Source organism: Sphingomonas sp. Leaf62 (assembly GCF_001421915.1).
Taxonomy (GTDB): domain Bacteria; phylum Pseudomonadota; class Alphaproteobacteria; order Sphingomonadales; family Sphingomonadaceae; genus Sphingomonas.
Genome location: NZ_LMLN01000008.1, coordinates 31,944 through 55,119 on the forward strand (window position 1 = coordinate 31,944; position 23,176 = coordinate 55,119).

A 23,176-nucleotide genomic window follows, 5' to 3' on the forward strand; every position below is an offset into this window, starting at 1 on the left:
AGGCCACGGTCAAACTGTGCGCCGTGTTCGACCACAAAACAACCGAATTGGATGTGCCTGACTGGCACATTGGTTCGTGCTTTCAGATAGGAAACTAGATGCTGACCAACGCCGCGGTGCGATCCGCGCGGCCGAAGCCGTGCGCCTACAAGCTGTCCGACGGGCAGGGCCTGCACCTGTATGTCGCGCCGACCGGGCTCAAATCATGGCGTGTGCGATTCCGCGTCGCCGGCCGCGAGCAGCTGCTGGTGGTCGGCCAGTTTCCCGATATCGATCTGACGGCCGCACGCGAGGCGGCAGCAGCTGCACGGGACGCGCTGCGCGCCGGGCGAGATCCGCGCGAGGAGCGCGCAGCGCGTGTCGAGGTCGACCGGACGTTCGCCACCGTTGCCCGCGCGTGGCACGCGCACTGGCGATCGAGCTGGACGGACGTCCACGCCGGCGACGTCATCACCAGCCTTGAGCGGGACGTGTTCCCGGCGATCGGCGGACACGACGTCGACGATATCGGTGCCGGCGACATCCGCGACCTGCTGCGCGCCGTTGAGGCGCGCGGCGCGATCGAGACCGCGAAGCGCCTGCGCCAGCGCATATCGAAGGTGTTCGGCTTCGCAATCGCCAACGAGCTGGCCGAGGTCGATCCGTCGACAGCAGTCCGTCATGCGCTGTCGGCTGCGCCGATCGCCGGCGAGCAGCTGGCGCTGATCACGCTCGACGACGCGCGCGAGCTGTTGGCCGCGTCGACCGCCGCCGGCGGCCCGGCGATCGTCGATCTGGCATCGCGCTTCCTCGCGCTGACCGCTGTCCGGCAGGGCACGCTGCGCGGCATGCGCTGGGACGAGGTCGAGGGGCTCGACTGGACGGGCGACGTGGTGGGCCCGGCCGCGCCGGTGTGGCGCGTGCCGGCGGCACGCATGAAACTGGCGAAGGCAAAGAAGGGCGACGCGCGGTTCGACCACCTCGTGCCGCTGTCGCGGCAGGCGGTCGAGATCCTCCGCATCGTCCGCGCGTTCGGCATCGACGCCGACTTCGTCTTCGGCCGCCTGTCGGAGAGCGCGATCGGCGCGCTGTATCGGAAGGCCGGCTTCGCCGGCCGGCATGTGCCGCACGGTTGGCGCGCCACCTTCTCGACGATCCTGAACGAGAAGCTGCCGGCGGAGCGGGTGACGATCGACCGCGCGCTGGCGCACGCGGGGAAGAAAGAGGCCGACGTGAACGTGAAGGTTGAGGGTGCGTACAATCGATCGAAGCAGATCCGCGCGCGCCGTCGGCTGATGCAAATCTGGGCCGATCTCCTGTTACCCGCGGCCTGACCTGTCCCCGCGGGGGGCGGGGCGGCTCTTTCGGCACGGTCCGTGCTCGTCCCCGTCGCTAAGCCTCGGGGCGGCGCAGCCGCCCTGTCCCGCGGCGTCCACGGGACGCGAGGGTTCGTCTGCCGGGCGGTGGCAGGCGGGGACAAAACGCAAGGCGGGTCGGTTGGGCTGGGTGGTGCTGACTATTGATGCGTGTCGCGGAAGCGACACCTTCTCATCTTCATTCTGAGGGGGGAGACAGTCCATTATCCAGACTCGGGCCTGATCCTCGATCGAAGCACGCGCCTAAGTCGGCAAGGGCCGCAGCTAGGCTACCGCACGCGGCCGGGCGGGGAGCAGGGCTTGGCGTGGGTGGGGGTGGCGCTGTTGGGCGCTGTTTGGCCCGCAGCACCATGCGGGCCTTCACGCGGGCGAGTAGTTGGCGAAACCGGTCACGGACGTTGCGGCCGGCGCGGGAGGCAATGCGCGCCTCGTCGACAAAATAGCTGTTGTTCGTTTGCTGGCGGATCGGACCGCCGGGTACCGGGTCGCTTATGCGTATTGTGCGTCGAACCCATCCTATGAAGCCGTGACGCTCGAGGCGCTCCTTGCAGTCCATTACCGTCTGCCTGACATAGCCGGTCGCTTTCATCAGCTGACTGATCGCGGGATCGATCTTCCCAGACTGAAATTCGTGCCAGTGACCGCGCAGGATCACGCTTAAGAGGTTGATCGCGTATTCGCCAAGCGGTCGTCGGCCTGTTCGCTTTCGTTCGAACAGGTCGAACTCGCGGGCTGTCGCTACCAGTGCGTCAATGGATGCCAGTGTTGCAGCTTCGCTGCCGTCGGCCAACCGAAGGGACACCTGCGCACGGCTGTCATGGACGTCATAGCTCTCGCGGTGGACAGCGCGATCGCATCCGCGCTCCCGGCCCGCAAATCGTGCGCCGGCGTTGCGGATGAGGGCGCGTGATGCGCGAGCGATTTCACGGGGGGTCGAAGGGGTAAGCGACATCGGTCGGCTCCCAACAGGGAAGTCGATGGGCGCACGAAAGCGCCGCCAGAACCGGGGTCTGACGCCGCTAGTGCGTGGGTTAAGGAGCGCTGATCAGGCGCGTTTCCGATGGTGGGATCGGTGCCGAGCGGCTCCGGTGTTTCTCCGGTGACGCGTCGATTTCGGCACAGTTTGCCTTAGGGGCGCTTCACCCCTGCAATCCCTCCGCTTGCCCCGAAGCCGTTGAAATCCGGCCTGTCGGGTGCGATGGCATTGCAGAGGTCAGGGGTTCGATCCCCCTCGGCTCCACCATTTCCAAAAGACCCCGCGGCGACGCGGGGTTTTTTGTTGCCTGCGCCCGGTGATCCGAACACGATATGCGGTGTACCGCCAACGCAGCTGCACATAGGTGGCAAAACGGTCGAGAAGCCCGCGCGATTAAACCAGTATAGCGAACGGAACAGCAACAGCCGCTAGCGCAAATCCCCTATGATTGGGGTCCAAGCGCTGCCATATCGTTCGCGACTGTTCGCATTTTCCGGGTTACGCGCCGCCGACCGCGTGCTGATCGACGCATTGCTCGATCAGCGTCAGCGCGGCATCGCACCGCGCCGCGACATCGTGTCGGAAGGCGAGGTGTCGCGATTCGTGCATCTCGACCGGACGGTGGCGGTGGCGGAGTAGCCCGTGTCGTGCGTCCCGCTTCCGGACGGGCGGGGCACGATCGGCGTTGGGCGAAATCGTGATTAATTCGTTAAGGCGGTCATGATGAAACCGCAGCCGATCACTCCGCGCCGCCACCCGTTCCGTGCCAGCCTGCCCAAGCTGGCGAGCGTGCCGCTGTCGAACGAGGACAGCGACCTGAAGCTGTTCGCGGTCAGCTTCACCGCGTTCTTCATCTGCTTCTATACGTTCCTGCTGTAGGGCACGGCGCCGGCCTGCGTCCCGTTCAGGCCGGACAGCCGTCTTTGCACGCCCTGTTCAGCCGTGCGGCGAGCCATGCCGAGATCAGACACATGCCCGCGACGATCAGCAGCATGTCGGTCGGACCCAGCCCGGCCTTGGTCAGCAGGATCACGCTGATCGCGCCGACGGTCATCGACGCGCAGTTGACGACATTGTTCGCCGCCACCGTCCGCGCGGTCTGATCCTTGGTCACGGTGGTGGTCAGGAACGCATAGAGCGGCACCACGAACATCCCGCCGAAGATCGCGATCAGCGCCAGCGTCGCAAGCAGCAACAGCGACTGCGGATGGGTCACGAAGTCGACCACGCCGTACAGGCTGTCGCCCGGTGCCGGCACCCAGTTGCGCGCCTCGAACGCGAAGGCCAGCACGAACACCGCCATCGCGATCACCGATGCGGGCGAATAGCGCGCGGAGATGCGCCCCTTCAGCAACGCGTTGATGATGACCGATCCGATCGCGACCCCGATCGAGAAGATGGCGATGGTCAGCGACGCGACCTGCTGATCGGCGGTCAGGACGTTCTTCACCAGCACCGGGAAGATCACGATCAGCACCGACCCGATCGTCCAGAAAAAGCTGATCGACAGGATGGCGAGGAACAGGCGACGGATATGCATCGTCGCGGCGATCAGATGCCACGACGAGGTCAGCGGATTGAAATTGATCGTGAGTTCGGGGCCGCTGCGCGGGGCCGGCGGCACGAAGCGCGCGGTGAACCAGCCGATCAGCGACACGACAACCACCAGCCCGGCGGCCCATTCGACGCTGATCCAGCCCGCGACGATCGTACCGGTCAGCACCGACAGATAGGTCGCCGCCTCGATCAGGCCGGTGCCGCCCAGCACCTGATCGTCATCAAGATGCTGGGGCAGGATCGCGTATTTGATCGGCCCGAAGAACGTCGAATGAACGCCGAGCATCACGACCGCGCTGAGCATCATCACCACGCCGGTCGTCACATAGCCGGTCCGCGCGATCAGCATTCCCGCCGCGCCATAGAGCATGATGCCGATTTCCGCCGTCTTGACGATGCGGATGATCCGCGCCTTGTCATGCGTATCGGCGAGCTGGCCCGACAGGGCGGAAAGCAGGACGAACGGCAGGATGGCGAGGCCGGTGGCCAGCGCGTTGAAATTCTGTTCGCTCGCCGGATCGCGGAACAGTTGGTAGGTCGCGAACAGCACCATCGCGTGTTTGAAAAGGTTGTCGTTGAACGCCCCCAGAAACTGGGTGACGAACAGCGGCAGGAAACGGCGCTGCTTCAGCAACCCCAGCGCATTCATCATTCGGAAAACGACCTAGTCAGTGTCCCCGCAGGGTGTGGCGGCGGTGTAGCCGAGCCGAGCCGCCCGCTTCAATCGCCGATTGCCGCTTTCGCGCGAGGGGGCCGGGATGCTAGACGACCCGTCGTGTTGACGCTTCCCAATATCCTGACGCTGTCGCGTATCCTGGCGGTGCCGCTGCTGGTCGCGTTCCTGTGGTGGCCGATGTGGGAGGCGGGATATGCCATCGCCTTCGCCCTGTATTCGCTGATGGGAATCACCGATTATTTCGACGGTTACCTGGCGCGCGCGCAAGGGACGGTGTCGAAGCTGGGGGTGTTCCTCGACCCCATCGCCGACAAGATTATGGTCGCGGCGGTCATCCTGATGCTGGTCGGCACGCGGCATGACGTGGCAATCATCACCGGCATCCACCTGATCGCCGCGCTCGTCATCCTGCTGCGCGAGATCGCGGTATCGGGCCTGCGCGAGTTCCTGGCGGGCATTCAGGTATCGTTGCCGGTGTCGAAGCTGGCCAAGTGGAAGACGACGCTGCAACTGGTCGCGTTCGGCGCGCTGATCCTCGCCGGGGCGGTGCCTGCCTATGCGTTCGTCCATGTCACCGGGCTGGTGTGTCTGTGGGGGGCGGCGGTGCTGACCGCCATCACCGGCTGGGACTATCTGCGCGTCGGCCTGAAGCATATGGACAGCTGATGCCGGTCGACATCCTCTATTTCGCATGGGTGCGCGAGGCGATCGGGCAGGGCAGCGAACGGATCGACCCGCCCGCCGACGTGACCACCGTCGCCGGCCTGATCGACTGGCTGGCGGCGCGTGGCGGCGGCTATGCGGTGGCGTTCGAGGATCGCGACCGGCTGCGTGCGGCGGTCGATCAGGCGTTCGTGCCGCTCGACACCCCGATCGCGGGGGCGCGCGAAGTGGCGATCTTTCCCCCGGTAACCGGCGGATGATCCGCGTCGTCGTACAGGACGCGCCGATCGATCTGGCGGCGGAATTCGTCGCTGCCGAGGCCGAAGATGCCGGGGCGGTGGCGACCTTCACCGGGCTGGTGCGCGGCGATGACGGTGTGACCGAACTGGCGCTCGAACATTATCCGGGGGCCACCGAGCGCGCGCTGGAGGCGCTGTGCGAACAGGCCGTGGCGCGCTGGGATCTGGCAAGGGCGGTGGTGGTTCACCGCGTCGGGCCGATGGTACCCGGCGACCGGGTGGTGTTCGTCGCCACGACCGCGCGGCATCGCGGCGCGGCACTGGAGGCGTGTGCGTTCCTGATCGACCGGTTGAAGACCGGTGCGCCGTTCTGGAAGCGTGAGCGCCGTGGTGGTGATGCACGCTGGGTCGAGGCGCGGTCGAGTGACGATGCTGCAGCGGCGCGGTGGGGGCCCGAAGCGTAGTATCGGAGCCTGTCCTTCGATCCGCTATTTCGATTTCGCTCGACGGCTGCGCAGAACGAATGGCCGAGAACTCAATCTGAAGCCGGCCTTACCCGCTGGGTTCGAGTAGCGATCGAGCGAAGTCGAGAGCGCGTATCGAGAACGGGGTTCCGCCAGGGTAACCTGTGAAGGGTTCGCCCGGGGCCGGGCGTTCTCGACGGACGCTCCTCGACAGGCTCGAAGCGGTTCGAACCGAACGGAATTTCTAGGGCGTAGGGCCATGCCAACGAAAAGCCGGGCGGGATCGCTCCCGCCCGGCTTCGTCGTTCGACCTGAACCCGGATCAGCCGAGCTTGGGGGCAAGCACGCCGTTCACGACATGAACGACGCCGTTGGACTGCTGCACGTCATATTGAGTGACATAGCTCTTGCCGCCACCGACATCGGTCAGCACCAGCGCGCCGTTTTCCAGCGTCGCCTTGATCGGCTGCCCTTCGACGGTGGTCAGCGTGGCGGTGCCGCCGCCAGCCTCGATCTGAGACTTCAGTGCCGCCGCGTCCAGCTTGCCCGCCACGACGTGATAGGTCAGCACCTTGGTGAGCGATGCCTTTTGCTCGGGCTTCAGCAGCGTATCGAGCGTGCCGGGGGCGAGGCGCCCGAATGCTTCGTTGGTGGGGGCGAAGACGGTGAACGGACCCGGACCCGACAGCGTCGCGGTCAGGTCGGCGGCCTGCACTCCCTTGACCAGCGTCGACAGGTTGCTTGCCTTCGATGCGTTGGCGACGATCGTCGCGGTCGGCAGCATCGGTGCGCCACCGACCATCACCGGTGCGGTAGCGGCCGCGTTGGTGTTCGCTTGCGCGCCGGTCTGGACGGTACCGACAGGGGTAGCCACGGTCGCCGTGGTGCCGGTCTGTGCGCCGGTCGTCGCCGTCGGGGCGGGCTGTGCCGGCTGCGCCGGGGCGGTCTGGGCATGGGCCGCGCCGGCCAGCGACAGGCTGAGGGCGGCGGCGGAAATAGTAGCGCGAATCATCGGTTTTCTCCGGTGGTTGCGGTGAATTGATGCGCGGTGCGTCGCGCACCGACCCCGGAAATACGGTTCAACCGCAAAAACGGTTCCCCCCGGACGGAGCTGGATCAGCCCCGCTCAGCGGTCAGCACGTCGGCCAGCAGGCGGAAATCGCGTTCGCGCGGCGAGGCGCGCCGCCATACCAGCGCAATGCGACGCTGGGCGTTTTTCGACTCGATCGGTCGAGCGGTGACCCCGGTATGTTCGAGGATGCCGGCGTCGATCGCCATCTGCGGCAACATCGTGGTACCCAGCCCATTGTCGATCATCTGGACGATCGTGTGCAGCGACGTGCCCATCATCATCGCCTGCCCACGCACTTCGGGTTGTTCGCAGGCGCGCAGCGCATGGTCCTTCAGGCAATGCCCGTCCTCGAGCAGCAGCAGCCGTTCGGGATCGATGTCGTCGGCGACCAGCGGCGCGGTGTCGCCGCTGTCGTTGCCGGGCACGGCGAGCAGCAGCCGATCCTCGAACAGCGGCGCGACCTCGACCTCGCCACAGCCATAGGGGAGTGCCAGCAGCACGCAGTCGGTGCGGCCATGGTGCAGCCCCTCGCACGCCGCCGCGCTCGGTTCCTCGCGCAGGAACAGCTTCAGGTCGGGATAGTCGCGGCGCAGGCGGGGGAGCAGGCGCGGCAACAGGAACGGGGCGATGGTCGGGATGACGCTCATCCGCATTTCCCCCGACAGCGGGCGGCCGGCGGCGCGCGCCATGTCGGTTAGTTCCTCCGCTTCGCGCAGCACCTTGCGCGCCTTCAGGACGATGCTCTCGCCTAGCGGGGTAAACCGAACGACCCGGCGAGTGCGCTCGACCAGCACCACGCTGATCAGCGTTTCGAGTTCGCGGATGCCGGCGGACAACGTCGACTGGGTCACGAACGATGCCTCGGCGGCGCGGCCGAAATGGCCGGCGTCGTGCAGCGCGACCAGATACTGAAGTTGCTTGAGCGTGGGCAAGTACACCGACATGCGGCCCACTTATCGACTGCGCCGATCAATCCCAAGGGGAATTCCGATTGGAACGGTCCGTGCCGTACCCTATATCGCGATGCAGCAATTCACGGTGCGGCGACGCACCAAAAGAAAGGGCAATTCATGCTGACCGTTGGCGACACGCTTCCCGAATTCACCGTTCCCGTCCAGCAGGGCACCGCAGCGCTGCCTGCCGGCGAAACGCTGAGCCACGACGCATTCCCCGGCAAGTGGAAGGTGCTGTTCTACTGGCCGAAGGACTTCACCTTCGTCTGCCCGACCGAGATCGTCGGCTATAGCGAGCTGAAGGAAGATTTTGCCGATCGCGACGCCGTGCTGATCGGCGCGTCGACCGACACCGCGCATGTCCATCTGGCATGGCGCAAGTCGGACCCCGATCTGGCCGCCGCCGACTTCCCGTGGATCGCCGATAATGGCGCGGTGTTGGCCAGCAAGCTCGGCATCCTCGACAAGAACGAGCATGTCGCGTTCCGTGCGACCTTCATCATCGATCCCGACAACGTCATTCAGGCGGTGCAAGTCAACGGCCTGAACGTCGGTCGCAACCCGCAGGAAACGCTGCGCGTGCTCGACGCGCTGCAGACCGACGAACTGTGCCCGTGCAACTGGAACAAGGGCGACGACGTCCTCCAGGTCGCGGCCTGATCCTTTCGGGAGCGGGCATTCGGTCCGCTCCCCCCTTTTTTCGGCACCCCAGCGCAGACCCGGCGACGCGCCCGGTCGGCTGGGGTGTCGTGTATCTGCTGTATGGAGACGCCCATGTCGCTCAAGGAATTTGCGGGCCAGCTGCCCGATTTCGCCAAGGATATCCGCCTGAACGTCGGTTCGCTGCTGAACGAGACGGTGCTCGACCCGCAGAAGAAGTTCGGGACGATGCTCGCCTGCGCGCACGCCACCGGCCACAAGCCGCTGGTCGAGGCGGCCGAGGCGGAAGTCGCCGACAAGCTGTCGCCCGAAGCGGCGAATGCGGCGCGCGCGGCGGCGGCGGTGATGGCGATGAACAACGTCTATTACCGCTTCGTCCACCTCGCGAAGAACAAGGAATATGGCAATCTGCCCGCCAAGCTGCGGATGAACGTCATCGCCGCGCCGGGGATCGACAAGGTCGATTTCGAGCTGTTCAGCCTCGCGGTGTCGGCGATGAACGGCTGCGGCATGTGCATCGACGCGCATGAGGACGTGCTCAAGAAGCACGGCGTGAAGGCCGAGGTGATCCAGGGCGCGGTGCGGATCGGCGCGGTGCTGGCGGCGGTCGCTACCGTACACGCTGCGGTGGCTTGAAGAAGATTGGGTTCACGCGAAGGCGCGAAGACGCGGAGTGATTGCGGCTTACGATCGTCCCGCGATAGCGGGACTGTCACCTCTGCCGCAGCGTACTAAACGGCTGATCGCTACGCGATCGGCTTCCTCTGGCGAGCCTCCTCCGCGTCTTCGCGCCTTCGCGTGAACCAATTCTTCCTCCTGAACAGACCTACGACAACGCCCGATACACACTGTAAAGGCTGGTGATCGTCAGCACGATGCCGACCAAGATCAGCAGCGTGCGCGCCGGGATGTGCTTGGCGAACATCGCCCCGAACGGCGCGGCGACGATTCCGCCGATCAGCAGCCCGGCGACGGCGGTGGTGAACGCCTCCAGCCCGAGATGGATCAGGAACGTCGCCGAGATGCTGACCGTCAGGAAGAATTCGACGGTGTTGACCGTGCCGATCGTCGTGCGCGGCGTGGCGCCCTGAACCAGCAGGTTGGACGTCACCACCGGCCCCCAGCCGCCGCCGCCCGCCGCGTCGAGGAACCCGCCGATCAGGCCCAGTGGGGCGATGACCTTCGGCTCCCTGGGCTTGGGCGGATGGCGCAGGCCGCGCCACAGCAAATAAAGGCCGATCGCCGCCAGATAGGTCATCACGAACGGCCGCGTCACCGACGCGTCGAGCGATGACAACAGATACGCGCCGGTCACGCCGCCCGCGACACCCGGCAGCAACAGCCGCCAGAACAGTTTCCAGTTCACGTTCTTGTGCAGCACATGACTGATCCCCGACACCCCGGTCGTGAAGCATTCCACCACATGGACGCTCGCCGAAGCGGTGGCGGGCGGCACACCGAGCACGCTGATCAGCAAGGTCGACGAAATTACCCCGAACGCCATGCCGAGCGCCCCATCGACGATCTGGGCGGCAAATCCGGCGGCAACGAATTCGGCCAGACGCGTCCAGTCGATATTCTCGAACATCCAAATTCCTTCGACATCGGCTCAAGCGGCGGACAGTGATGACGGCAAACGACAATGCCTACAAGATACATAGGGTTTGTTACGCCTACAGCATGGCTTGGCGGCGGGCGGCCGGGTGCTTACATGCGATCGTCGTTTAAGGGGATTGCCCATGTTCGCGCGGCTGGTGCGCTATCTGGATTCGATCAAGGCGCGGGACCCCGCGCCACGGTCGCGCGCGGAAATCCTGACGTATCCGGGCGTATGGGCGGTGGCGCTGCACAAGGTCGCGCACCGGTTGTTCAAGGCGCGCCGGTATTTCGCGGCGCGCTGCGTGAACCATATCGCCCGCTTCATGACCGCGATCGACATCCATCCTGGCGCGACGATCGGGCGGCATTTCTTCATCGACCACGGTTTCGTCGTCATCGGCGAGACGGCCGAGATCGGCGACGGCGTCACCATCTATCAGAACGTCACGCTCGGCGGGACCAGCCCCGATAACGGCATCGCCGGCAAGCGCCACCCGACGATCAGCGACGGCGCGATCATCGGGTCGGGCGCGCAAGTGCTGGGGCCGATCACCATCGGCCGGCGCGCGCGGGTCGGCGCCAATGCGGTAGTAACGAAGGATGTGCCGGAGGGCACGACCGTTGTCGGCATCCCGGCGCGCCCGACCGTCGTCGAGGGTGGGCAGGCGGGCGACCCGCGCTTCGTGCCCTATGGCACGCCGTGCCGCGACATGTTCGATCCACAGACGCAGCGGATCGAGCTGTTGCGCTGCGAACTGGAAACGCTGCGCCGGCGGCTGGACGAGGTGCTGGCCGAACAACAGGACCAGCGCGACCGCGCCTGATGGGGGTCGTCACACCCTTTCCTGCCGCGCGCGAGCCGGGACAGATCGGGTTCGACCGCGCCGAACTGACGCGCATCCTCGATCTCTATGGCCGGATGGTCGCCGCTGGGCATTGGCGCGATTATGCGATCGATCTGGGGCGCGACGCGGCCGTGTTCAGCGCCTTTCGTCGCGCGACCGAACGGCCAGAATTCCGGATCGAGAAGCGGCCTTCCTTACGCAACAAACAGGGCATGTGGGCGCTGGTCGGCGAAGCGGGTGCGGTCGTCAAGCGCGGCCACGAACTGGGGCCGGTGCTGGCCCCGGTCGAACGACGGCTGATGAAGCTGGTCGAGGAATAGAAAAGGCGGCCCCGGTTGCCCGGGGCCGCTAGAGGTCGCACTAAGGAATGTTTCAGGCCATCGCCACGGGCGGCAGGCGTTCGCCCAGACCGCCGAGCACCCCAACTACCGTGCGGCGCATCGGTTGCCAGAATACCGACAGCGTCAGCAGCGCTGAGCCGATGACGAAGGCGGTGAACGCCGCCGACAGTTCGACTGCGCCGGCTTTCTCGAACAAGGCGTAGAGCGCGTAGAGGACATAGGCGAGGCTGGAGACCAGCAGCGCGCGGCGGTCGACGGCCAGCGCGACGATGCCGAACAGGATGTAGAGCGCGATCACGACCGCCGCCATCGGCAGCGTGACGCTGGGTCCGAACACGCCGAGCAACTGGAACAATGAATGCGCGATCAACGGCGCGGCGACGAGGTGCAGCCAGAAGGCGACGTCGCTGCGGCGGGTGCGACGATCGCGGTCGCTCATGTCCCAGCGCATCGCCGCGACGAACACGCCAAGGCCGCCGAGCAGAGTGATCGGGTAGACATTGTCCTTCAGCACCGGGAAGGCAGCGACCAGAAGCGCGGCGACGGTCGCGACCAGCGCAGCGGCACCGGCGGCGACGGTGATCGGCACCATGAACCGACGCCAGTGCAACCATGCCCCGCCGGCGGCGGCGATGCCGATGCCGGCAACGATCATTGCGGTGGTGCGGTCGGTCAGGTTCTGGGGCTCGAGTTCGACCATGACCCCGACCAGCGTGGCAGCGACCCCACCGACAAACGCGAGCAGCAGCAGGATGCTGGGCAGCGCCATGCGGCGACGCGCGGTGAAATATTCGGCAAGGAACCATGCGGCACCCGCAACGCCGAGGCCCCCCAGCGGCTTGAGGATGGTGCCCCCGATCCATGCGAGCGATACCAGCAGCAGGGCCAGCGCAACCGAGACGAAAATGTCGTTGAACCCGGTGAGCAGGCGGAAATGCTCTTCGTCGACCACCGGCGTCGCGCGTTGTCGCGCGATATGGGTGCGGAGGGCTTCGGCGGTGTCGGGCGACAACACCCCTGCCTCCACTGCGCCGTTCAGATCGCTCTCGCTGTACATGTTGCTACCTCCCTGTGTTGGTGGAGTATAGCAGTAGTGTATTGTTCGGACAATACGGTTGTTTTGGTGCCATCGATCGTAATTCCGGATCAGACCCGGTTTGATCGAAGGTCGGGCATTGTTGGTCGACCCTTCCCTTGAAACGACGCAAAAACGCCCCGCCGGTGAGGGCGGGGCGCTTGTTCGGCCATCAGGCCGGTGTGGTTACTTGCCGCCGGGGTTGCGGCAACCGTCCTTCACCGTCCGCGAACAGACCGGATAGCTCTGCGGCGCAGGCGGGGGCGGGGTCACCTGCGGCGGGGCGAAGGTCACCTGTGGCAAACCTGCCATCGGTCCGTTAGCCATCGGGGCGGGCGGGGCCATCGGCGCCGCTGCTGCGTTCGGGTCGCCGGGCATCGGTGCCGGCGGGGGTGGCGGCGGCGCGTTGGGATCGGCCGGTGCGCTGGCATCGGGTGCCATCGGTGCAGGCGGCGGGGTCATGTTGTCGGCGGGCGGGGTCGGCGCGCCCGGCGCGCCGGGCTGCATCGTCGAATCGGCGGGCGGCGTGGTCGGTGGGGTCGTCTGGGCGACAGCGGCACTACCAATCAGCAGAGCGGCCATGAAAGCGACAGTCTTCATCGGAAGATTCCTTTTCGACTTGTTTCGTTTAGGCTGCGGTCCAAACGAGCCAAGTCGAAAAGGTTTCCGGTGCAGTGTTCAGCCGGTCGCATCCAATGCGTAGCCGGCCGACCGCACGGTACGGATAATGTCGGGCCGTTCGCCGATATTGATCGCCTTGCGCAGCCGCCGGATATGCACGTCGACGGTACGCGATTCGATGTCCGAATCATGCCCCCACACCGCATCAAGCAGCCGTTCGCGCGAAAATACCCAGCCGGGATGTTCGAGGAAGTGTTTGAGAAGACGGAATTCAGTCGGGCCGAGCGGCACGACTTCGCCGCCGCGCCGCACGCGGTGGCCGACCGTGTCCATTTCGATATCGGCATAGGTCAGCGCCTCGCCTGCCAGCGCGGGGCGGACGCGGCGGAGCACGGCGTTGACTCGGGCAACTAGTTCCCGCGGTGAAAACGGCTTGGTGACATAATCGTCAGCGCCCGTTTCGAGACCGCGGACCCGGTCCTCCTCCTCGCCGCGCGCGGTCAGCATGATGATCGGTACGTTCTGCGTTTCGGCCTGCCGGCGCAGCTGACGACAGACTTCGATCCCCGACAACCCCTCGACCATCCAGTCGAGCAGGACGATGTCGGGGGTCGCCTCACGGGCGAGGAGCAGGGCTTCCTCGCCCTCATGCGTGCGGACGACCTCGAAATCCTCGCGCTGGAAATGAAAGGCGATCAGTTCGGCGAGCGCCGCATCGTCTTCCAGCAGCAACATGCGTGCCTTGGTCATGATTATCCTGCGAATTCGGAAGTTTCACGCTCGGCCAAGGTCCGGCCGGTCGCGGCGAAATAGACCATTTCGGCGACGTTGGTCGCATGGTCGCCGATGCGTTCGAGGTTCTTGGCAACGAACAGCAGGTGCGCGACCTGGCTGATCGTCTTGGGATTTTCGACCATATAGGTCACCAGCACCCGGAAGATGCTGTTGTAATAATCGTCGAGCGCATTGTCGCGCTTGCAGATTTCCACCGCCGCCTGCGCATCGCGTGCCGAAAAGGCGTCGAGCACGTCATGGACCATGTCGGCGGCGAGCTGTGCCATTGCCGGCAGGATGCTGAGCGGTTCGATGCGCGGGTCATGCGTTTCGCCATGGATCGACGACACGCGCTTGGCGATGTTCTTGGCATAGTCGCCAATGCGTTCGATCACCGCCGCGATCTTCAGTGCCGCGACCACCTCCCGAAGATCGTCGGCCATCGGCGCGCGCAGCGCGATAACGCGGACGACCAGCTTCTCGACCTCCGCCTCGATCGCGTCGATCGCCTTGTCCTGCGCGCGGACCTGCTTGGCAAGTGCGGGATCGTTGCGGGTCAAAGCCAGCATCGCGTCGCTGATCGCCTGTTCGGCGAGGCCGCCCATTTGCGAGATCAGCGCACGTAAATGCCCGATATCGCGGTCGAATGCCTTGACGGTGTGTTCGTGGCCGGTCGCCATCTCGTCTCCCTCAACCATAACGCCCCGTAATATAGTCTTTTGTGCGCTCTTGCCGGGGGTTGGTAAAGATGTCGGACGTACGGCCATATTCGACCAGCGTGCCGAGATGAAAGAAGGCGGTGCGTTGCGACACGCGCGCGGCCTGCTGCATGTTATGCGTGACGATGGCGATGGCGTAGCGGCCGCGCAGTTCGTGGATCAGTTCCTCGATCTTGGCCGTCGCGATCGGATCGAGCGCGCTGCACGGTTCGTCCATCAGAATGACTTCGGGATCGACGGCGATGGCGCGGGCAATGCACAGCCGCTGCTGCTGCCCCCCCGACAGGGCGGTGCCGCTGTCCGACAGGCGATCCTTGACCTCGTTCCACAGCCCGGCGCGGGTCAGCGAACGTTCGACGATGCCGTCCATGTCGCCCTTCGACGCGGCAAGACCGTGGATGCGCGGGCCATAGGCGACGTTTTCGTAGATCGATTTGGGGAAGGGGTTCGGCTTCTGGAACACCATGCCGACGCGGGCGCGCAGCTGCACCACGTCCATCGCGGGGGAATAGATATCCTCGCCGTCCAGCCGGATGTCGCCGGTCACGCGGGCCGAGGCGACGGTGTCGTTCATCCGGTTCATCGTGCGCAGGAAGGTCGATTTGCCGCAGCCCGACGGACCGATGAACGCAGTGACATGCTCCATGGCGATGTCGATCGACACGTCCTTGATCGCCTGTTTCTGGCCGTAGAAGACGTCGACGCCGCGCGCGGACAGCTTCGGCACGGCGTTGGTGAGGTTGGTGTCGGTCATTACCAGCGGGTCTCGAAGCGATTGCGGAGATAGATGGCGAGCGCGTTCATCGCGAGGAGGAACGCCAGCAGCACGAGGATCGCAGCGCTGGTCTTTTCGATGAAGCCGCGGCTGACCTGATCGGACCACAGGAAGATCTGCACCGGCAGCACGGTGGCGGGATCGGCGAACCCCTGTGGCGGCTGGCTGATGAAGGCGCGCATGCCGATCATCAGCAGCGGCGCGGTTTCGCCCAGCGCGCGGGCCATGCCGATGATCGTGCCGGTCAGAATGCCAGGCAGTGCCAGCGGCAGCACGTGATGGAACACGACCTGTACCTTCGACGCACCGATGCCGAGCGCGGCGTCGCGGATCGATGGCGGCACCGCCTTGATCGCGTTGCGCCCGGCGATGACGATCACGGGCATGATCATCAGCGCCAGCGTCAGTCCGCCGACGATCGGCGCGGAGCGCGGCAGGTTGAGCGTGCCGAGGAACACCGCCAGCCCCAACAGGCCGAAAATGATCGAGGGAACGGCGGCCAGATTGTTGATCGACACCTCGATCAGGTCGGTCCAGCGGTTTCGGGGGGCGTATTCCTCCAGATACAGGGCCGATAGCGTGCCGACCGGGAACGCGATCGCCAGCGTAATCAACATCGTCATCAACGAGCCTTTCAGCGCGCCCCAGATGCCGACCGCCGTCGGATCGGTCGAATCGGCCGATTTGAAGAAGTCCGCATTGAACCCGGTCGAGATCGCGCCGGCCTGTTCCAGCCGCGCGACCAGTGCCTCGGCCTCCGGATCGCCATCGGCCTTGGCGGCTTCCTCGACCGCCGGGGCGGCGGGGACGGGGATGGTGACCCGGCGCGACAGGATCGACGGGTCGGCCTTGATCGCGTCGCGGACGGTCAGCCATGCGCTGTCCGAGATGACGCGGTTGTCCTCGCCGAACGCCGCCGCCGCCGCGCCGTTGACGGCGTTTTCGACACCCGCCCCGGCCAGCGCCAGATCGGCGCCACGCCCCTGCAGCTGCGACCGTTTGACCTCGATCCCCGCGGTCGGGAAGTCGATCGGCAGCGCGACCAGCGTCCGCTGAAACCCGCCCGCACCGCTGATCAACATGGTAACCAGCAGGAAGGCGAGGAACCCGGCCGACAGGACGACGGCGGCCAGCCCGAAAAAGCGGAAACGGCGTTCGGCGGCATAGCGGCGGCGGATGCGTTTCTGCATCGCCCCCGTCTTCCAGTCGGTCGGCACGCGTTCCGGGACATGGGCGGGCACGTCGCGATCGATCGCGGGCGATCCGGCGACGTTCGCAGGACTATTCATACGCTTCCCGATACCGTTTGACGACGCGCAGCGCGACGACGTTGAGAAGGAAGGTGATCGCGAACAGCGTGAGGCCAAGCGCGAAGGCGGCGAGCGTCTTCGGGCTGTCGAACTCGGCCTCGCCGGTCAGCAGGTCGACGATCTGTTTGGTGACGGTGGTCGCGCTTTCGAACGGATTGAGCGTGATCGATGCCGCGCCCGATGCCGCCATCACGACGATCATCGTTTCGCCGATCGCACGGCTGACGGCGAGCAGCACGCCCGCGACGACCCCCGGCAACGCGGCGGGCAGCAGCACCTTGCCGATCGTCTCGCTGGTGGTGGCCCCCATCGCCAGACTGCCGTCGCGCATCGACTGCGGCACGGCGGCGATCGAATCATCCGCCATCGACGAGACGAACGGGATGATCATCACTCCCATCACCAGCCCGGCGGCGAGCGCGCTTTCCGAACTGGCGAACGGCATGCCGAGCATGACCGCGAGGTCGCGGATCGCAGGACCCACGGTCAGCGCGGCGAAATAGCCATAGACCACGGTCGGCACACCGGCGAGGATCTCGAGGATCGGCTTCATCCATTTGCGGACGGTCGGCTTGGCATATTGCGTCAGGTAGACCGCGCTCATCAGCCCGAACGGGATGGCGACGATCATCGCGATCACCGCACCGATGAAGAAGGTGCCCCAGAACAGCGGCACCGCGCCCAGCGTCGCGCCCGGATCGTTCGAGCGGATGACCTGCGGGCTCCAGTTGGTGCCGAACAGGAAATCGGTGACCGGCACGATGCGGAAGAACCGCCAGCTTTCGATCACCAGCGACAGGAAGATGCCGACCGTGGTCAGGATCGCGATGAGCGACGCGACCAGCAGCGCGAGCATCACCGCACGCTCCACCTGCGTCCGCGCGCGATAATCGGGACGGATGCGGGTAAAGGCAAAGGCACCGCCGGCAAAGGCGAGCAGGATGGCGAGCGTGGTGCCGATCCAGTCGTAGCGGCTCTGCGCGTCGGCATAGGCCGGGGCCAGCACCTCTGCCTGCGGATTGAATGCGCCATAGGCGTTGCCGAGCGCCAGCGAGCGCGCCTCGGCAAGGATCGCCGAGCGTTCGAAGCCGGGGCCGGGCAGGCCGGTGGCGGCGGGCGTCGACAGCACGGAATCTCGGACCAGCGTCGGCGACACGGCGCTCCAGATGCTGAGGAACAGCAGCGCCGGGGCGGCGATCCAGATCGCCATGTGCCAGCCATGCTGGCCGGGCAGCGAATTGGGGCGATCGGCAGCGGTAAGGGGCTTGGCGAACCGGGCGGCGCGGGCGCGGGCGACCATCCAGCCGATCCCGCCGAACCCCAGCACCAGCAGGATCAGCGTGACGCCGTGCATCAGTGCAGCTCCGCCGGGTTCATCGCGGTCTGACTGGCGATTTCCGCCGCCGATTCGGCGCGGACCGCCGCCGGGGCGGCGATCATGCCGCGCCGGGTCAGCGGACCGTCCGGGTCCCACGACCTGGCATACATGGCGAGGAAGTCGTTCATGCCGGGCACGGGTTTGATGTGCGCCTTCTTCACATAGATGAATAGCGGGCGTGCGCCCGGATAGGTGCCGCCGGCGATGCTGTCATAGCTGGGCGCAATGCCATCGATCGGCACGCCATGCAGCCGCGACTTGTTTTCCTCGAGATAGGAATAGCCGAAGATGCCGACCGCGTTGGGGTTGGTCGACAGGTTCTGGACGATCAGATTGTCGTTCTCGCCCTTGTCGACATAGGCCGCGTCCTCACGGATGCGGGTGCAGATGTCTTCGTAGCGATCCTTGTCGCTGTCCTTGAGCGCCTTGACCCCCGGCACCGCCGCTTCGCAGGCGGGGACCATGATGAGTTCGACCAGCGCGTCGCGGGTGCCGCTGGTCGCGGGGGGACCGAAGAACTGGATGGGAATGGCGGGCAGCGCCGGGTTGATCTGGTTCCACATCCGCGCGGTGTTGGGCTTGCCCAGCGGATTGGCCGACAGCGCCATATACACGTCGCGCTTGCTGAGTTGCAGCTTGGGGCCATTGTTCGATTCGGCCAGCGCCACGCCGTCGACGCCGACCTGCACCTCCATGATGTCCTTCACGCCGTGCGACAGGCAGGTCGCATATTCCGACTTCTTCAGCCGGCGCGACGCGTCGAGGATATCGGGATGCTGGGGACCGACGCCCGCGCAGAACAGCGACGCGCCCGCGCCGGTGCCGGTCGATTCGACCAGCGGCGCGCGCAGGTCGGGGTTCGCATTGACCAGCATTTCGGCCACGGCGGTGGTGAAGGGGTAGACGGTCGACGACCCGACGACGCGGATATGGTCGCGCGACGTCTGCGGCTCGCAAGCGACGAGCGCGAGGCCGAGGGTCAGGACGGACGCGATCCGAGCGGTCATGCGGTTCCGGATTCCAGGGGCGTCGACGGTCATTCGCGACGCTCTGCCGTGCTCTGTTACCATGGCGTTACGGCTTCATGACAGTGTGCAGCGGCAACAGGACGTTGACCGTCGTGCCGTCGCCGACGACGCTGCCGATATCGAGCCGCCCGCGATGCCGTTCCACGATGTGCTTGACGATGGCGAGGCCGAGGCCGGTGCCGCCCAGTGCCCGGCTACGTCCCGAATCGACACGATAAAATCGTTCGGTCAGGCGCGGCAGATGATCGATCGCCACCCCCTCGCCATGATCGCGCACCACCAGTTCGGCCATGGTATCGCGCGGGGCGAGCCGAATTTCGACCGGGGTGCCGGCGCGGCCATATTTCATCGCATTGCCGATGACGTTGTGCAGCAGTTGCGACAATTGCGCGCGGTCGCCGATCACGGTCACCGCCGGTTCGACCAGCAGCGACAGGTCGGCCCCACGCGCCGGGTTGGTCGCGCTCACTTCGTCGCGGACCGCGCGCAGCATCGCCGACAGGTCGACCGTCTGGTCGGGCGGCCGATATTTCTCCGCCTCGATCCGGCTGAGCGAGATCAGATCGTCGATCAGCCGCTGCATCCGCCGCGCCTCGTCGTTCATGACCTTCAGGAAGCGTTCGCGGACTGCGGGGTCCTCGCCCGCCTCGTCGCGCAGCGTTTCGATGAACCCCAGCAGCGAGGCGAGCGGGGTGCGCAGTTCGTGGCTGGCATTGGCGACGAAATCGACGCGCATCCGTTCGGTCGCGCGATTGCCGGTCCGGTCGGCGAGATGGACCAGCCGACGCTCGCCGCCCAAGGCACGGACCCGCATCTCCCAGCTCTGGTCGCGGGCACCAAGGCCGACCAGCCCGACCGGTTCGGGATCGTCGCTGTTGCCGAACAGGCGTTCGGCGGCGGCGGGATGGCGGATGGCAAGGCGGACGTCGCCGCCGACGATATGCTGGCCGAGCAGCGTGCGGGCGGCGGGGTTCGCGGCCTCGACATGACCGGCGACGACGACGAGGATCGGTTCGTCGATGGCGTCGATCGCCGCCTGCGTCGCAGCGGAGCCGTGTTGCCGCGCGGTATCCGATGATTCGGTCGTGCCGCGATCGGGGGTGTGCAGTCCGGCGACCAGCACCGCGGCGACCGCCCCGACCAGCACCACCGCGCTGGCGTTGATGTCCGCGCCCAGCAGAAAGGCCAGCAGGGCGACGCCGACGGCAAGCGCGATGGCGAGGGGCAGGCGGGGGCCGAATTCGTCCATCGCCCCCGATTAGGCCCAAGTGTCGCCTTAGGCCAGTGTGTCCGTCTTTACGATTGCGTAATCGCGCGGGTTCAGGAAGATGCCCCGATGGCCGACGATCCGCATTCCCCCGCCACGCCCGGTGCCGCGACCACGCGGCGCACGCTGCTGATCGGCGCGGCGGGGGCGTCGGCGGTCGTATCGATCCGGCCGGCGCTGGCGCAGACCCAGGCGTCGGTGATGACCTGCGAAATTCCGGTGCCCGACAATGCCCGGCGCGGACAGATGATCGATGCCGAGGGCAGCGTCGTCGCGCCGGGCACGCCGGGGGCCTTTCCGGGGGCCGATCGGCCGTTCACCGGCGAGGATGTGAAGCGCGCGATGAACGGCGCGAACCTGCCCGGTGCCGATGGCGACACGACCCGCGCCTATATGAAATATGTCCAGCGGCTGCAGAACGGGACCAGCGGCTTCACCTGCTTCGCATCGTTGCAGATGCCGCGCGGCTGACGCGCATGGGCGCACGCTATCGCGCGCCGCCGCCGGGGCATGTCCTGCTCCTGTCGCTCGATCCGCTGACGGCGATCTATCACCGCGCGTCGGGGCAGACGCATGTCGTGGCGCCGCCGGTGCCGGAGATGCTCGCGCTGCTGGTCGATCCGCTGACGCCCGAACAATTGCTGGCGGCGCTGGCGGAGCGGTATGACCTGCCCGACGGCGATCTGACGGCGCTGACCGCGCGGCTCGACGAATTGGCGGCGATCGGGCTGGTGACACGCGATGCGGCATAGCCGGACGCTACGCATCGGCCCGGTCGGGTTCCGCGTCGGCAGCGACTGGCGCGCGCCGATCGGGGCGCTCGACGACCTGTATCGCGACTATCCGCTGCCTGATGGCGGGATCGCCGATTTCAACGTCCGCCTGTTCGCCGCGCGGCCGTGGCGGCGCTTCGTCCGGCCGGCGGTGATGATCGGCGGCGACTATATGCTGCCCGACGCGCTGCCGCTGCCGCTGGCGCAGGGGCTGCTGGCGGCGGAGATGGGGATGAATCTGCAGATGGCGCTGGCGCAGCGGCGCTATCTGTTGCTCCACGCTTCGGCGGTCGAGCGGGGCGGGCGGGCGCTGTTGCTGAGTGGGGTGTCGGGAGCGGGGAAGTCGACGCTCGCCGCACTGCTAATGGCGCGCGGGTGGCGGCTGATGGGCGACGAGTTCGCGCTCGTCGATCCTGCCACCGGGCTGGTCCATGCCTTCCCCCGGCTCGTCAGCCTGAAGAACGAGGCGATCGCGGTGGTGCAGGCTGCCGCCCCCGAGGCGCGGTTCGGGCCGTTGCTGGCGGGCACGCCCAAGGGGGATATCCGCCATCTGGTCCCCGACGCGACCGCCATCGCGGCGATGGATCGACCGGCGGTTCCGGCGCTGCTGCTGTTCCCGACCTTCGGTCGACCGCAGGCCGTGCGGGCGGTCGGTGCGGCGGAGACGTTCGTGCGGCTGACTCAGGCATCGACCAATTATGTTGCGATGGGCGAGCGTGGATTCGGCGCGCTGGGGCGGCTGGTGCAGGACGTGCCGGTGCGGGCGATCGACTATGCCGATACGGATACCGGGCTTGCGCTGGTTGAGCGGCTGTGGGGCGCGCTGGCATGACCGATGCCCGCCTTGCCGGCGCGCTCGCCGATCCTGCCCTGTGGGACGGGTTGGATTCCCCCGACAGCTGGAACGCACTGATTGCGGCGGCGCGAGCGGAGCAGTTGATCGGCAGCCTCGCCACCCGGCTTGACGGCATCGCTATGCCGCCCGCCGCCGCGCGGATCATGGCCGATGCGCGGGCGTCGGCCGAACAGGGGCGGGTCGCGGCGCTGTGGGAGGCGGAGATGGCGCGCCGTGCGCTTGCGCCACTCGGGGTGCCGGTCGTGCTGTTGAAGGGGACTGCGTTCGTCGCCGCCGGGCTGGATGCGGGGCGGGGGCGGTCGATAGGCGATCTCGACATCCTCGTGCCGCGCGACGCCCTTGATGCGGTCGAGGCGGCGTTGCTGGCGGCGGGGTGGGAATGGGTCAAGCCCGACCCGTATGACGACGCCTATTATCGCCGCTGGATGCACGAGTTGCCGCCGCTGATCCATCGCGAGCGGGATCGAATGATCGACGTCCACCACACCATCCTGCCCCCGACCGCGCGGCCGACGCCGGATGCGGCGCTGCTGATCGCCGATGCGGTGCCGCTCGGCAACGGGCTGTCCGTGTTGTCGCCCGCCGACATGGTGATCCATGCCGCTGCCCATCTGTTCGTTGATGGCGATTTGCAGGGTGGCCTGCGCAACCTGTGGGATATCGACCGGCTGGTGCGGGAGTTCGACGATGGCGGGTTCGTCGATCGGTTGATGGCGCGCGCCGGGCGGCATGATCTGGTTCCGGCGACGGCGCGGGCGTTGCGGCTGGCGAAGCGAATTTTCGGGACGCCTTTGGAAGAGTTCGCGCCGGTCGCTTCGGATGCGCTGTTCGTCCGGCGGCTGCTGGCGCGCGATGGCTGGGGGCGGTTGCGGCATCGGGGGACCGAATTCGGTTTCTATGTCCGGTCGCACTGGCTGCGGATGCCGCCAGCGATGTTGGCACGGCATTTGTGGACGAAGTTTCGGAAGAAGTAGTTGGTTCACGCGGAGGCGCGGAGAAGAAAGAGGTTGTTCGCGCAAAGGCGCAAAGGACGCTGAGGGGTTGTGGACCGGGCCATCTCAGCCTGTCTGGCGCAGCCTTTTCTCTTTCGGCGGCCCAACGAGAGAGGGCCGCTGTCGCGGCGAGCGCAACATCTTCGCGTCCTTTGCGCCTCTGCGTGAAAATCAAACCTTCTTCTACTCCGCGTCTCCGCGCCTCCGC

General features: G+C 66.5%; 28 protein-coding genes and 1 tRNA gene. 15 read left to right on the top strand and 14 right to left on the bottom strand.

Translation table 11 applies throughout. The features are described from left to right. The first annotated feature begins 98 nt into the window (after nucleotides 1-98). A complete protein-coding gene (locus ASE91_RS05515; protein ID WP_056623681.1) occupies nucleotides 99-1,313 on the top strand; it encodes a tyrosine-type recombinase/integrase in 1,215 nt (404 codons plus the stop codon). A 220-nt stretch (nucleotides 1,314-1,533) separates the two neighbouring features. On the opposite strand, the gene ASE91_RS19240 is transcribed toward ASE91_RS05515, so the two are convergent. Continuing rightward, the gene (locus ASE91_RS19240) at nucleotides 1,534-2,307 is read right to left on the bottom strand and encodes a hypothetical protein (protein WP_156357692.1); all 774 of its coding nucleotides are present in this window, start codon (nucleotides 2,305-2,307) and stop codon (nucleotides 1,534-1,536) included. A 215-nt stretch (nucleotides 2,308-2,522) separates the two neighbouring features. On the opposite strand from ASE91_RS19240, the gene ASE91_RS05520 reads away from it, so the two are divergent. The 3 genes from ASE91_RS05520 (at nucleotide 2,523) to ASE91_RS19905 (ending at nucleotide 3,210) form a co-directional block, all read left to right on the top strand. Then, nucleotides 2,523-2,598, top strand: a tRNA-Ser gene (locus ASE91_RS05520). 177 nt (nucleotides 2,599-2,775) lie between these two features. Continuing rightward, nucleotides 2,776-2,970 carry a hypothetical protein gene (locus ASE91_RS05525; protein WP_056623684.1) on the top strand — a complete coding sequence of 65 codons (195 nt, stop codon included), beginning with the start codon at nucleotides 2,776-2,778 and terminating at the stop codon, nucleotides 2,968-2,970. Nucleotides 2,971-3,054: 84 nt separating this feature from the next. Further along, nucleotides 3,055-3,210 (top strand): hypothetical protein, encoded by a 156-nt coding sequence (locus ASE91_RS19905; RefSeq protein ID WP_162233628.1) that lies wholly within the window; start codon nucleotides 3,055-3,057, stop codon nucleotides 3,208-3,210. Between the two features lie 25 nt (nucleotides 3,211-3,235). Here the strand turns inward: ASE91_RS19905 and ASE91_RS05530 are convergent, their stop codons facing one another. Then, nucleotides 3,236-4,540 (bottom strand): MFS transporter, encoded by a 1,305-nt coding sequence (locus tag ASE91_RS05530; RefSeq protein WP_056623687.1) that lies wholly within the window; start codon nucleotides 4,538-4,540, stop codon nucleotides 3,236-3,238. A gap of 123 nt (nucleotides 4,541-4,663) precedes the next feature. Here ASE91_RS05530 and pgsA point away from each other — a divergent pair, with 123 nt between their 5' ends. The 3 genes from pgsA to ASE91_RS05545 are packed head-to-tail and all read left to right on the top strand — an operon-like array spanning nucleotide 4,664 to nucleotide 5,930. Then, complete coding sequence (gene pgsA / locus ASE91_RS05535) at nucleotides 4,664-5,230, top strand: CDP-diacylglycerol--glycerol-3-phosphate 3-phosphatidyltransferase (RefSeq protein WP_056402572.1); 567 nt, start codon at nucleotides 4,664-4,666, stop codon at nucleotides 5,228-5,230. After that, nucleotides 5,230-5,487 carry a molybdopterin converting factor subunit 1 gene (gene moaD, locus ASE91_RS05540; RefSeq protein ID WP_056623690.1) on the top strand — a complete coding sequence of 86 codons (258 nt, stop codon included), beginning with the start codon at nucleotides 5,230-5,232 and terminating at the stop codon, nucleotides 5,485-5,487. The genes pgsA and moaD overlap by 1 nt, the downstream gene beginning before the upstream one ends. Next, nucleotides 5,484-5,930 carry a molybdenum cofactor biosynthesis protein MoaE gene (locus ASE91_RS05545; protein ID WP_056002903.1) on the top strand — a complete coding sequence of 149 codons (447 nt, stop codon included), beginning with the start codon at nucleotides 5,484-5,486 and terminating at the stop codon, nucleotides 5,928-5,930. Before moaD ends, ASE91_RS05545 begins: the two co-directional genes overlap by 4 nt. Before the next feature lie 322 nt (nucleotides 5,931-6,252). Here ASE91_RS05545 and ASE91_RS05550 read toward each other — a convergent pair whose 3' ends face one another. Next, on the bottom strand, nucleotides 6,253-6,942 hold the full coding sequence (locus ASE91_RS05550; RefSeq protein WP_056623693.1) for a fasciclin domain-containing protein: 690 nt from the start codon (nucleotides 6,940-6,942) through the stop codon (nucleotides 6,253-6,255). Between the two features lie 104 nt (nucleotides 6,943-7,046). Continuing rightward, nucleotides 7,047-7,946 (bottom strand): hydrogen peroxide-inducible genes activator, encoded by a 900-nt coding sequence (locus ASE91_RS05555; protein ID WP_056623695.1) that lies wholly within the window; start codon nucleotides 7,944-7,946, stop codon nucleotides 7,047-7,049. A 126-nt stretch (nucleotides 7,947-8,072) separates the two neighbouring features. Between ASE91_RS05555 and ASE91_RS05560 the strand changes: the two genes are divergently transcribed. Next, nucleotides 8,073-8,615 (top strand): peroxiredoxin, encoded by a 543-nt coding sequence (locus ASE91_RS05560; RefSeq protein ID WP_056002912.1) that lies wholly within the window; start codon nucleotides 8,073-8,075, stop codon nucleotides 8,613-8,615. 114 nt (nucleotides 8,616-8,729) lie between these two features. Next, on the top strand, nucleotides 8,730-9,251 hold the full coding sequence (locus ASE91_RS05565; RefSeq protein WP_055822545.1) for a carboxymuconolactone decarboxylase family protein: 522 nt from the start codon (nucleotides 8,730-8,732) through the stop codon (nucleotides 9,249-9,251). 190 nt (nucleotides 9,252-9,441) lie between these two features. Here ASE91_RS05565 and ASE91_RS05570 read toward each other — a convergent pair whose 3' ends face one another. Further along, entirely contained in the window at nucleotides 9,442-10,203 is a 762-nt protein-coding gene (locus tag ASE91_RS05570; protein WP_056623698.1) for a sulfite exporter TauE/SafE family protein, read from the bottom strand. A gap of 151 nt (nucleotides 10,204-10,354) precedes the next feature. Between ASE91_RS05570 and epsC the strand changes: the two genes are divergently transcribed. Next, on the top strand, nucleotides 10,355-11,038 hold the full coding sequence (epsC, locus tag ASE91_RS05575; protein ID WP_056002918.1) for a serine O-acetyltransferase EpsC: 684 nt from the start codon (nucleotides 10,355-10,357) through the stop codon (nucleotides 11,036-11,038). Further along, nucleotides 11,038-11,379, top strand: a complete 342-nt coding sequence (locus tag ASE91_RS05580; RefSeq protein ID WP_056623701.1) for a DUF2794 domain-containing protein — start codon at nucleotides 11,038-11,040, stop codon at nucleotides 11,377-11,379. Before epsC ends, ASE91_RS05580 begins: the two co-directional genes overlap by 1 nt. 52 nt (nucleotides 11,380-11,431) lie before the next feature. Here the strand turns inward: ASE91_RS05580 and ASE91_RS05585 are convergent, their stop codons facing one another. From ASE91_RS05585 to ASE91_RS05625, 9 genes are all read right to left on the bottom strand, one after another. After that, nucleotides 11,432-12,457, bottom strand: coding sequence for a hypothetical protein (locus tag ASE91_RS05585; RefSeq protein WP_056623704.1), 1,026 nt, complete (start codon nucleotides 12,455-12,457; stop codon nucleotides 11,432-11,434). 204 nt (nucleotides 12,458-12,661) lie between these two features. Continuing rightward, nucleotides 12,662-13,075, bottom strand: a complete 414-nt coding sequence (locus ASE91_RS05590; protein WP_156357693.1) for a Fe-S oxidoreductase — start codon at nucleotides 13,073-13,075, stop codon at nucleotides 12,662-12,664. 78 nt (nucleotides 13,076-13,153) lie between these two features. Beyond that, nucleotides 13,154-13,846: a phosphate regulon transcriptional regulator PhoB gene (gene phoB, locus ASE91_RS05595; RefSeq protein WP_056002930.1), complete on the bottom strand. Its 693-nt coding sequence runs from the start codon at nucleotides 13,844-13,846 to the stop codon at nucleotides 13,154-13,156. A 2-nt stretch (nucleotides 13,847-13,848) separates the two neighbouring features. Then, a complete protein-coding gene (gene phoU, locus ASE91_RS05600) occupies nucleotides 13,849-14,550 on the bottom strand; it encodes a phosphate signaling complex protein PhoU (protein WP_056002933.1) in 702 nt (233 codons plus the stop codon). 10 nt (nucleotides 14,551-14,560) lie between these two features. Continuing rightward, nucleotides 14,561-15,343 carry a phosphate ABC transporter ATP-binding protein PstB gene (gene pstB / locus ASE91_RS05605; RefSeq protein ID WP_056623711.1) on the bottom strand — a complete coding sequence of 261 codons (783 nt, stop codon included), beginning with the start codon at nucleotides 15,341-15,343 and terminating at the stop codon, nucleotides 14,561-14,563. Further along, a complete protein-coding gene (gene pstA / locus ASE91_RS05610; RefSeq protein ID WP_082453843.1) occupies nucleotides 15,343-16,554 on the bottom strand; it encodes a phosphate ABC transporter permease PstA in 1,212 nt (403 codons plus the stop codon). The genes pstB and pstA overlap by 1 nt, the downstream gene beginning before the upstream one ends. A gap of 91 nt (nucleotides 16,555-16,645) precedes the next feature. After that, on the bottom strand, nucleotides 16,646-18,028 hold the full coding sequence (gene pstC / locus ASE91_RS05615) for a phosphate ABC transporter permease subunit PstC (RefSeq protein ID WP_056623714.1): 1,383 nt from the start codon (nucleotides 18,026-18,028) through the stop codon (nucleotides 16,646-16,648). Next, a complete protein-coding gene (locus ASE91_RS05620) occupies nucleotides 18,028-19,059 on the bottom strand; it encodes a substrate-binding domain-containing protein (RefSeq protein WP_056623779.1) in 1,032 nt (343 codons plus the stop codon). Before ASE91_RS05620 ends, pstC begins: the two co-directional genes overlap by 1 nt. Nucleotides 19,060-19,126: 67 nt before the next feature. Continuing rightward, on the bottom strand, nucleotides 19,127-20,329 hold the full coding sequence (locus ASE91_RS05625) for an ATP-binding protein (RefSeq protein WP_056002945.1): 1,203 nt from the start codon (nucleotides 20,327-20,329) through the stop codon (nucleotides 19,127-19,129). An 87-nt stretch (nucleotides 20,330-20,416) separates the two neighbouring features. Here ASE91_RS05625 and ASE91_RS05630 point away from each other — a divergent pair, with 87 nt between their 5' ends. From ASE91_RS05630 to ASE91_RS05645, 4 genes are read left to right on the top strand one after another with little or no spacing between them, the layout of a single operon-like run. Further along, nucleotides 20,417-20,818, top strand: a complete 402-nt coding sequence (locus tag ASE91_RS05630) for a hypothetical protein (RefSeq protein ID WP_056623716.1) — start codon at nucleotides 20,417-20,419, stop codon at nucleotides 20,816-20,818. Nucleotides 20,819-20,823: 5 nt separating this feature from the next. Continuing rightward, a complete protein-coding gene (locus tag ASE91_RS05635; RefSeq protein ID WP_056623719.1) occupies nucleotides 20,824-21,099 on the top strand; it encodes an HPr-rel-A system PqqD family peptide chaperone in 276 nt (91 codons plus the stop codon). Further along, nucleotides 21,089-21,952 carry an HprK-related kinase A gene (locus tag ASE91_RS05640; protein WP_056623721.1) on the top strand — a complete coding sequence of 288 codons (864 nt, stop codon included), beginning with the start codon at nucleotides 21,089-21,091 and terminating at the stop codon, nucleotides 21,950-21,952. The genes ASE91_RS05635 and ASE91_RS05640 overlap by 11 nt, the downstream gene beginning before the upstream one ends. After that, nucleotides 21,949-22,950: a nucleotidyltransferase domain-containing protein gene (locus ASE91_RS05645; RefSeq protein WP_056003072.1), complete on the top strand. Its 1,002-nt coding sequence runs from the start codon at nucleotides 21,949-21,951 to the stop codon at nucleotides 22,948-22,950. Before ASE91_RS05640 ends, ASE91_RS05645 begins: the two co-directional genes overlap by 4 nt. Nucleotides 22,951-23,176 lie beyond the last annotated feature (226 nt).